This window comes from Kitasatospora sp. NPDC053308 (genome assembly GCF_055585785.1).
The window spans coordinates 1-10,353 of sequence record NZ_JBVJJY010000046.1; the positions used below are offsets into that span (position 1 = coordinate 1).

2 protein-coding genes are annotated in these 10,353 nt (G+C 74.9%); both read left to right on the top strand.

Annotation, left to right across the window (positions count from 1 at the left end; translation table 11 throughout):
• Positions 1-15 precede the first annotated feature (15 nt).
• Positions 16-4,254, top strand: a complete 4,239-nt coding sequence (locus ACZ6Y7_RS37795; protein ID WP_465762518.1) for an SDR family NAD(P)-dependent oxidoreductase — start codon at positions 16-18, stop codon at positions 4,252-4,254.
• Positions 4,255-4,285: 31 nt separating this feature from the next.
• Positions 4,286-10,353, top strand: a 6,068-nt coding sequence (locus ACZ6Y7_RS37800) for a type I polyketide synthase (RefSeq protein WP_465762517.1), incomplete at its 3' end; no start/stop codon positions are given.

The window sequence follows — 10,353 nt, forward strand, 5'->3', positions numbered from 1 at the left end:
TCCGTCCTGGCCGGGATCGCCCCGCGGCGTGGCCGTGTGCCGATGGTCTCGGCGATGACGGGGGAGACCCTGACGGGCGAGGAGCTGGACGCCGCGTACTGGTACGCCAGCCTGCGGGCGACGGTGCACTACGACCGGGCGGTGCGGACCCTGGCGAGCCAGAACTACCAGTTGTTCGTGGAGGTCACTCCGCACCCGGTGCTGCTGGGCGCGATGAACGACACCCTCGAAGAGGTCGCGCTGGAGGCCGGCCCGGGCGCGGTGCCCGCCGCCGTCTGCGGCACCCTGCGCCGCGACGAGGGCGGTGCCCAGCGCCTGGTCACCTCCTTCGCCGAGGCCTTCGTCCAGGGCGCCACCGTGGACTGGCGCGTGGTGCTGCCCGCCGGTGAGCGGGTGGGCCTGCCCACCTACGCCTTCCAGCACGAGCGCTACTGGCCGCGCGCTGCCGCGGCTAACGGTGGGGACGCGGTGTCGCTGGGCCTCGGCGCGGTGGACCACCCGCTGTTGGGTGCGGCGGTCGAGCTGGCCGGTGGTGCGGGCCTGGTGTGCACCGGGCGGCTGTCCGTGCGGACGCACCCGTGGCTGGCCGATCACGCGATCGGCGGGGCGGTGCTCCTGCCGGGCACCGGCTTCGTCGAGCTGGCCGTGCGTGCCGGTGACCAGGTCGGCTGCGGCCTGCTGGAGGAACTGACGCTGCAGGCACCGCTCGTCCTGCCCGCCGACGGCTCCGGCGTGCAGGTCCAGGTGGCGCTGGCCGACGCCGACGCGGACGGTGAGGGTCGGCGCGCGATCGAGGTGTTCTCCCGCCTCGACGCACAGCAGGAGTGGACACAGCACGCGAGCGGTGTGGTCGCCCCCGTCGAGGGAACGGCCGTGGCGGAGGAGGACTTCGCGGTCTGGCCTCCGCGCGGCGCCACCGTCGTGGACGTCACCGGCGTGTACGAGGCCGGCGCAGGCGCGTCCTACGGTTACGGCCCGGCGTTCCAGGGGCTGCGGGCTGCCTGGCGCCGCGGCGAGGACCTCTTCGCCGAAGTGGTGCTGCCCGAGGGCGTGGCGGCTGACGCGGGGGCGTTCGGGCTCCACCCGGCGCTGCTGGACGGCGTGTTGCACGCCAGCGCTCTGGTCGGCGGTGGTGAGGAGGGTGAGCCGGGTCAGGTGCGGCTGCCGTTCGCCTGGACGGGCGTGGAGCTTCACGCGACCGGCGCTTCCGTTCTGCGGGCCCGGCTGCGTCGGGACGCGCAGGGCAGCTTGACGCTGACGGCGGCGGACGCGATGGGTGCTCCGGTGGTGTCGGTGACGTCGCTGATCACCCGCCCGGTGGCGGCCGATCAGCTCCAGGCTTCCGGCCCGGCCGTGGCGGATGCCCTGTTCACCGTCGAGTGGACCCCGATCGCCGGGGCCGAGGCCCCGGCCGGGGAGTGGGCGCTGATCGGCGCCGACCGCTTCGGCCTGGTCGAGGCGCTGGGCACGGCCGGCGTGCCGGTCCGTGCCTTCGCCGATCTGGCCGAGGTGGCCGATGCCACCGAGGCGGGGCAGATCACCCCTGGCATCGTCCTGGCCTTGGCGGGTGACAAGGCCGGCGGTGATGCGGCCGAGGCCGCCCGCCGGGCGACCGGCGAGGCGCTGCGGCTGGCACAGGACTGGCTGGCCGAAGAGCTCCTGGAGGCGGCCCAGTTGGTGGTCGTCACCCGGGGCGCTGTGGCCGCCTCGGCCGGTGAGCGGATCGCCGACCTGCCGGCCGCCGCGGTCTGGGGTCTGCTGCGCTCGGCGCAGTCGGAGAACCCGGGCCGGCTGGTCCTCGTCGACCTCCCCGCCACCGGCGCCCCGGTCGCCCTGTCCGCTCTGCCGACGGCGCTCGCCGCCGGCGAACCGGAACTGGCCATCCGCGGCGACGTGGCCCACGCGCGGCGGCTGGCCCGCCCGGCGGGTGACCTGGCGGTGCCGGAGGGCGGCCTGTGGCGGCTGGAGCCGGACGCGGGTGGCTCGCTGGACGGCCTCGTGCTCGCGGCGGCGCCGCAGGCGGGGGACCGGCTGGAGGCCGGGCAGGTCCGGGTGGCGGTCCGGACGGCCGGGCTGAACTTCCGTGACGTGCTGATCGCCCTGGGCATGTACCCGGGCGGCGGGGTGATGGGCAGTGAGATCGCCGGAACGGTGCTGGAGACCGGCCCCGAGGTGACCGGCCTGGCCGTGGGCGACCGCGTGATGGGCGTCGCCGAGGGCGCGTTCGGCCCGGTCGTCGTGACGGACGCGCGCCAGCTGGTGCGGATCCCGGCCGACTGGTCCTACGCCGAGGCGGCCTCCGTCCCGAGCGCCTTCATGACGGCCTGGTACGCCCTGGTCGAACTGGCCGGTGCCAAGGCGGGCCAGCGGGTGCTGGTGCACGCCGGTACCGGTGGTGTCGGTATGGCGGCGGTGCAGATCGCCCGGCACCTGGGTCTGGAGGTCTTCGCGACGGCGAGCCCGGCGAAGTGGCCGGTGCTGGCCGGGATGGGCCTGGACGAGGCGCACGTCTCCTCGTCCCGCGACGCGGGCTTCGAGGCGGAGTTCCTCGCCGCCACCGGCGGCGCCGGTGTCGACATCGTGGTCAACTCGCTGGCCGGTGAGCTGATCGACGCGTCCCTGCGGCTGCTGCCGCGCGGCGGCGCGTTCGTCGAGATGGGCCGCACCGACGTGCGCGACGCGGACGTCCTGGCGGCGGAGCACCCCGGCGTCGTCTACCGGCCCTTCAACCTGGGCGAGGCCGGCCCCGAGCGGCTGGGCGCGATGCTCGGCCGGATCGTCGACCTGATGGCCGCCGGTGAGCTGACGAGGCTGCCGGTGCGGGCCTGGGACGTGCGGCGGGCGCGCGAGGCGTTCCGCTTCATGCAGCAGGCCCGCCACACCGGCAAGCTGGTCCTCACCGTCACCGCCGGACCGGCCGAGCCGCGGACCTCCGGCAGGTCGGCGCTGGTGACGGGTGGCACGGGCACGCTGGGCGGCCTGGTGGCCAAGCACCTGGCGGCCACCGGACGCGCCGACGGGCTGGTCCTGACCGGCCGGTCGGGCCCTTCCGCCCCGGGCGCGGCCGCGCTGGCCGCGGAGCTGGCGGAACTGGGTGCCCGGGTGCGGATCGTGGCCTGCGACGCCGCGGACCGCGACGCCCTGGCCGCCGTCCTGGCGGGGGTTCCCGCGGAGGCCCCGCTGACGACCGTCGTCCACACGGCCGGTGTCCTCGACGACGCGACGATCGCGTCGCTGACCCCGGAGCGGGTGGCCGGCGTGATGCGGCCGAAGGCCGACGGCGCGTGGCACCTGCACGAGCTCACCCGGGGCCTGGACCTGGACCACTTCGTCCTGTTCTCCTCGGCCGCGGCGACCTTCTCCAGTCCCGGCCAGGGCAACTACGTGGCCGCGAACTCCTTCCTGGACGCGCTGGCGGCCGACCGCCGGGCGGCCGGGCTGCCCGGAACGTCCCTCGCCTGGGGCATGTGGGCCGAGGCCAGCGCCCTGACCGGGCGGTTGAGCGACTCGGAGCGGGCCCGCATCAACCGCGGCGGCGTCGCGGCATTGGGCGCGGACGAGGGCCTGGCGCTGTTCGACCTGGCCTTGGCCAGGGACGAGGCGGTGCTGGTGCCGGCCAAGCTGGACCTGGCCGGGCTGCGGTCGCAGGCCGCCCGCAGCGCGGACGTCCCGCCGCTGTGGCGGGCCCTGGTCAGCGGTGGAACGGGACGGCGCAGCGCCGCCTCGGGCACCACCGGCGCGGACTCGCTGCGCCAGCAGCTGGCCGGGCAGTCGGAGCAGGAGCGGATGCGGCTGCTCACCGACCTGGTCCGGTCCCACGTGGCGGCCGTGCTGGGGCACGCCTCCGCCGAGGCGATCGAGTCCACCCGGGCCTTCACCGACCTGGGCTTCGACTCGCTCACCGCGGTGGAACTGCGCAACCGGCTCAGCACCGCGACCGGGCTGCGACTGCCGGCCACGCTGGTGTTCGACCACCCCAACCCCACGGAACTGGCCGCGCTCCTGCAGGAGAAGCTGCTGCCGGAGCTGGTTGAACATGGCGAGGCGGACGCCGCCGAGGAGAAACTCCGGAAGGCGCTCGCGACCGTGCCGCTGTCCAGGTTCCGTGACGCCGGGCTCATGGAGGCGCTGATGCGGCTCGCCGACGTCCGCGACGACGCCCTGATGGGCGACCAGGGCGAAGACGTCGAGGACATCGACGCGTTGGACGCCGACAGCCTGATCCGTTTGGCCCTCGACGGCGAGGCGGAGTGATCTTGATGATGCTCGATGCGTGGAGGCAGCGATGACCGGACAGGCCGACAAGCTCCTTGAAGCGCTGCGTGCCTCCGTGAAGGAGACCGAGCGGCTGCGGCAGCGGAACCGGCAGCTCGTCTCGGCGGCCTCGGAGCCGCTGGCGATCGTCGGCATGAGCTGCCGGTACCCCGGCGGCGTGACGACTCCCGAGGAACTGTGGGAGTTGCTCGCCGCCGGCGGGGACGCGATCTCCGGCTTCCCGACGGACCGGGGCTGGGACACCGAGGGCGTCTACGACCCCGACCCGGACCACCAGGGCACCTCCTACGTGGTCGAGGGCGGGTTCCTGCGGAACGCGGCCGGCTTCGACGCGGGGTTCTTCGGGATCAGCCCGCGCGAGGCGCTGGCGATGGACCCGCAGCAGCGGCTGCTGCTGGAGACCTCGTGGGAGGCGCTGGAGCGGGCCGGGGTCGATCCGGCCTCGCTCCGGGGCTCGCAGACCGGCGTGTTCGTCGGCGTCGCACCCTCCGACTACGTCGCGCACCAGTCCCTGCAGACCATGGAGGGCCTCGACTGGCACCTCATGACCGGTGGTGCGGCCAGCGTGATGTCCGGCCGCATCTCCTACCTGCTCGGTCTGCAGGGGCCGGCGGTGTCCGTCGACACGGCGTGCTCGTCGTCCCTGGTGGCGCTGCACCTGGCCTGCCAGGCGGTGCGCGCCGGGGAGTGCTCGCTGGCGCTCGCCGGCGGCGTCACGGTCATGGCCACCACCATGGGCTTCGTCGGCTTCTCCCGGCAGCGCGGCCTGGCCGAGGACGGGCGCTGCAAGGCGTTCTCGGCCGCGGCGGACGGCATGGGGATGGGCGAGGGCGCCGGCATGGTCGTTGTGGAGCGGCTGTCGGACGCGCTGCGCAACGGGCACAAGGTGCTCGCGGTGGTGCGCGGCTCGGCCGTCAACCAGGACGGCGCGTCGAACGGTCTGACGGCGCCGAACGGGCCGTCGCAGCAGCGGGTGATCCGCGCGGCGCTGGCGAGCGCCCAGCTGTCGGCCGCCGACGTCGACGTGGTCGAGGCGCACGGGACGGGCACCACACTGGGTGACCCGATCGAGGCGCAGGCGCTGCTGGCGACGTACGGCCAGGACCGGCCGGAGGGCCGACCGCTGCTGCTCGGCTCGGTGAAGTCCAACATCGGCCACTCCCAGCAGGCGGCCGGTGTGGCCGGTGTGATCAAGATGGTGCTGGCGCTGCAGCACGAGCAGCTGCCGAAGACCCTGCACGTCGACGAGCCCTCGCCGCACGTGGACTGGACGGCCGGCGAGGTGCAACTGCTCACGGAGTCGGTGCCGTGGCCGTCCGGGGAGCGCCCGCGTCGTGCGGGGGTGTCCTCGTTCGGGCTGAGCGGCACCAACGCGCACATCATCATGGAGGAGGCGCCGGCGGCCGGGGCCGCCGAGGCCGTCCAGGTGCCGGAGACGGCGCCGGTGGTGTCGGGTGCCGGTGCGTGGCTGGTGTCGGGCCGTACGGCCGAGGGGCTGGCCGGGCAGGCGGAGCGGCTGTACGACTGGGTGGCCGCGCGGCCGGAGCTGGCTCCGGCGGATGTGGCGTGGTCGTTGGCGACGACGCGGTCGGTGTTCGAGCACCGCGCGGTGGTGGTCGGTGGCGGGCGTGAGGAGTTGGTGGCGGGTCTGCAGAGTCTGGCTGCCGGGGTGCCGTCGGGTTCGGTGGTGTCGGGTGTGGCGCGGCCGGGTGCGCGGACGGTGTTCGCGTTCGCGGGTCAGGGTTCGCAGTGGGTCGGTATGGGCCGGGAGCTCGCCGAGTCGAGTCCGGTGTTCGCGGCGCGGTTGGCGGAGTGTGCGGCGGCGCTGGCGCCGTATGTGGACTGGTCGTTGGACGAGGTGCTGGCCGGGGCGCCGGGTGCGCCGGAGATGAAGGCGGCGGATGTCGTCCAGCCGGCGTTGTGGGCGGTGATGGTCTCGCTCGCCGCCGTCTGGGAGGCCGCGGGTGTCACGCCGGATGCGGTGGTGGGTCATTCGCAGGGGGAGATCGCGGCGGCGACGGTGGCCGGGATGCTGTCGTTGGAGGACGGTGCCCGGGTGGTGGCGCTGCGTTCGCAGTCGCTGAAGGTGCTGGCCGGTCTGGGCGGGATGCTGTCGGTGAGCCGGTCGGCCGCCGTGGTGGAGGAGCGGATCGCCCGCTTCGGTGAGCGGCTCTCGCTGGCGGCCGTCAACGGCCCGTCGGCGGTGGTGGTCTCCGGCGACCCGGAGGCTCTGGAGGAGCTGAAGGCCGAGTTCGAGGCGGAGGGTGTGCGCGCCCGGATGGTCGCGGTGGACTACGCCTCGCACTCCGCCCAGGTCGACCGGTTGGAGGAGGAGATCACCTCCGTCCTGGCCGGGATCGCCCCGCGGCGTGGCCGTGTGCCGATGGTCTCGGCGATGACGGGGGAGACCCTGACGGGCGAGGAGCTGGACGCCGCGTACTGGTACGCCAGCCTGCGCGCGACGGTGCACTACGACCGGGCGGTGCGGACCCTGGCGAGCCAGAACTACCAGCTGTTCGTGGAGGTCACCCCGCACCCGGTGCTGCTGGGCGCGATGAACGACACCCTCGAAGAGGTAGCGCTGGGGGCCGGCCCGGGCGCGGTGCCCGCCGCCGTCTGCGGCACCCTGCGCCGCGACGAGGGCGGTGCCCAGCGCCTGGTCACCTCCTTCGCCGAGGCCTTCGTCCAGGGCGCCACCGTGGACTGGCGCGTGGTGCTGCCCGCCGGTGAGCGGGTGGGCCTGCCCACCTACGCCTTCCAGCACCAGCGGTACTGGCCGCAGGGCGTGCTGGCGCTGCCGACCTCGGCGGGGTCGGTCGTCGGCGGGGACGGTGCGAGCACCGAGGCGGAGGCCCGGTTCTGGGCGGCCGTCGAGGGTGGTGACCTGACCCAGCTGGCCGACACGCTGGCCGTGGACGGCGGCCGTCCGTTCAACGAGGTGCTGCCGGCCCTGGCGTCGTGGCGGCGCCGGGAGCTGGACCGCTCGGTGACGGCCGGCTGGCGCTACCGGGTGAACTGGGCGGCGATCGCCGAGCCCGACGCGCGTGTGCTGTCGGGCACGTGGGTGGTGGTCGCGCCGGCCGGAACGGACGGGCGGCCGTACGTCTCCGCGCTGGCCGGTCGTGGTGCCGAGGTCGTCGAGGTGACGGTTCCGGCCGGAGTCGTGGACCGGGCGGAGGTGGCGGCGCTGCTGGGTGCGGCGGTGGAGCCTTCCGGCGTTGCCGGGGTGCTGTCGCTGCTGGCGTTGGACGAGAGGCCGCTGCCGGAGCACCCGGTGGTGACCGGCGGCCTGGCGGCCACCCTGGCGCTCGTCCAGGCGCTGGGTGACGCCGGGATCGCCGCCCCGCTCTGGCTGGCCACGCGTGGTGCGGTGGCGGCCGGTCCGGGTGAGGCGCTGGCCAACCCGGTGCAGGCGCAGGTGTGGGGTCTGGGCCGGGTCGTCGGCCTGGAACACCCGGAGCGCTGGGGCGGTCTGGTCGACCTTCCCGAGACGCTCGACGAGCGCGCCGGTGCGCGCCTGGTGGCGGTGCTGGCCGGCTGCGGCGAGGACCAGATCGCGCTCCGGACGGCCGGGATCCTCGGCCGCCGGCTCTCGCGGGTGCCGCAGCGCGGTGCCGAGGAGACCTGGTCGCCGCGCGGCAGCGTGCTGATCACGGGCGGCACGGGTGCGATCGCCGGGCACGTCTCGCGCTGGCTGGCCGAGCGCGGCACCCAGCGGCTGGTGCTCACCGGTCGTTCCGGCCCGGCGGCCGCGGGTGTCGCGGCGACGGTGGCGGAGCTGGCGGCGCGGGGTACCCGGGTGGACGTCGTGTCGTGTGACGTGACGGACCGGGCGGCGCTGGCCGGTCTGGTGGCGTGGATCGGCGAGAGCGGTCCGGCGCTGTCTTCGGTGCTGCACACCGCCGCCGTCCTGGACGACGGTGTGGTCGACCGGCTGTCGGTGTCCCGTCTGGAGACGGTGCTGGCCGCGAAGGCGGCGAGCGCGGTCCACCTGGACGAGCTCACCGCCGGACTGGACCTGGACGCGTTCGTCCTCTTCTCGTCGGCAGCCTCCACGCTGGGCGGCCCGGGCCAGGGCAACTACGCGGCCGCGAACGCCTTCCTCGACGCCCTCGCCGAGAACCGGCGCAGCCGCGGCCTGGCCGGCCTGTCGGTGGCCTGGGGCCTCTGGGGCGGCGGCGGTCTGGCGGAGTCCAACGAGGCGATCCGGTCGCGCATGCGCCGGATCCCGATGCCGCCGATGGACCCGCAGCTGGCCGTGCGCGCACTGGCCGAGTCGCTGGAGGGCCCGGAGCCCGTCGTCACGGTGATGGACGTCGACTGGCGGCAGCTGGGCTCGGCGCCGGGCACGGCGGACGTGCTGGACATGCCGCTGGTGCGCGACATGCCCGAGATCCGCCGGCTGGCCGCCGAACGCGCCGGCGCCGGCGAGACGACGCGCAGCGACGGCGAACTGGCGCGCCGCCTGGCCGGTTTGGGCCGCGCCGAGCAGGCCCGGGTGCTCACCGACATCGTCCGGGCCGAGGCCGCGGCCGTCCTGGGCCACTCCTCGGCGGAGATGGTGCAGGCCCGGCAGGCGTTCAAGGACCTGGGCTTCGACTCGCTGACCGCGGTCGAGCTGCGCAACCAGCTGAACGCGGCCACCAGGCTGCGGCTGCCCGCCACGCTGGTGTTCGACTACCCGACCCCGGTGGCCCTCGCCGAGTTCCTGCGGGGCGAACTGTTCGGGGAGCAGACGGCCGAGGCCGTCGCTCCGGCGGCCGCGGTCGCGGCTCCGGTCGTGGACGAGCCGCTGGCGATCGTCGGCATGGCCTGCCGCTTCCCCGGCGGTGCGGGCACTCCGGAGGAGTTCTGGGAGCTGCTGGCCTCGGGCGGTGACGCGGTGGGCGGGTTCCCGACCGACCGCGGTTGGGACCTGGACGGGTTCTACGACCCGGACGGGGAGACCTCCGGTACCTCGTCCACCCAGTCGGGCGCGTTCCTGCGCGGCGCGGCGGAGTTCGACGCCGGGTTCTTCGGGATCAGCCCGCGCGAGGCGCTGGCGATGGACCCGCAGCAGCGGCTGATGCTGGAGACCTCGTGGGAGGCGCTGGAGCGGGCGGGCATCGACCCGGCGTCCCTGCGCGGCTCCGCGACCGGCGTGTTCGCCGGCGGCTTCGGCTCGGGCTACGCCATCGGCATGGCGCTGACGGGCCAGGACGGCTCGGGCGTCGAGGGCCACCTGATGACCGGCAACTCGACCAGCGTGCTGTCGGGCCGGGTGTCGTACGTGCTGGGCCTGGAGGGCCCGGCGGTGACGGTGGACACGGCGTGCTCGTCGTCGCTGGTGGCGCTGCACCTGGCCGCCCAGGCCGTGCGTTCGGGCGAGTGCACGCTGGCTCTGGCCGGCGGTGTCACCGTGATGGCGACGCCGTTCTCCTTCGTCGAGTTCTCGCGCCAGCAGGGCCTGGCGGCCGACGGCCGGTGCCGGGCCTTCTCCGAGGAGGCGAACGGGACCGGCTGGGGCGAAGGCGCGGGTGTGCTCGTGGTCGAGCGGCTGTCCGACGCGCAGCGCAACGGGCACAAGGTGCTCGCGGTGATCCGTGGTTCCGCGATCAACCAGGACGGTGCGTCCAACGGCCTGTCGGCGCCGAACGGTCCGTCGCAGCAGCGGGTGATCCGGGCGGCGCTGGCCAGTGGCCGGCTGACCGCCGCGGACGTGGACGTGGTCGAGGCGCACGGGACGGGCACCACGCTGGGCGACCCGATCGAGGCGCAGGCGCTGCTGGCCACCTACGGCCAGGAGCGCGGCGGCCACGGCCCGCTGTGGCTGGGCTCGGTGAAGTCCAACATCGGGCACACCCAGGCCGCCGCCGGTGTGGCGGGCGTCATCAAGATGGTGCTGGCGCTGCAGAACGAGCGGCTGCCGCGGACCCTGCACGCCGAGGTGCCGTCCTCGCACGTGGACTGGTCCGCCGGTGAGGTGGAGCTGCTGACCGAGTCCGTGCCGTGGCCCGCCAACGGGCGTCCGCGCCGGGCGGGTGTGTCGGCCTTCGGCATCAGCGGCACCAACGCCCACGTCATCGTGGAGGAGGCTCC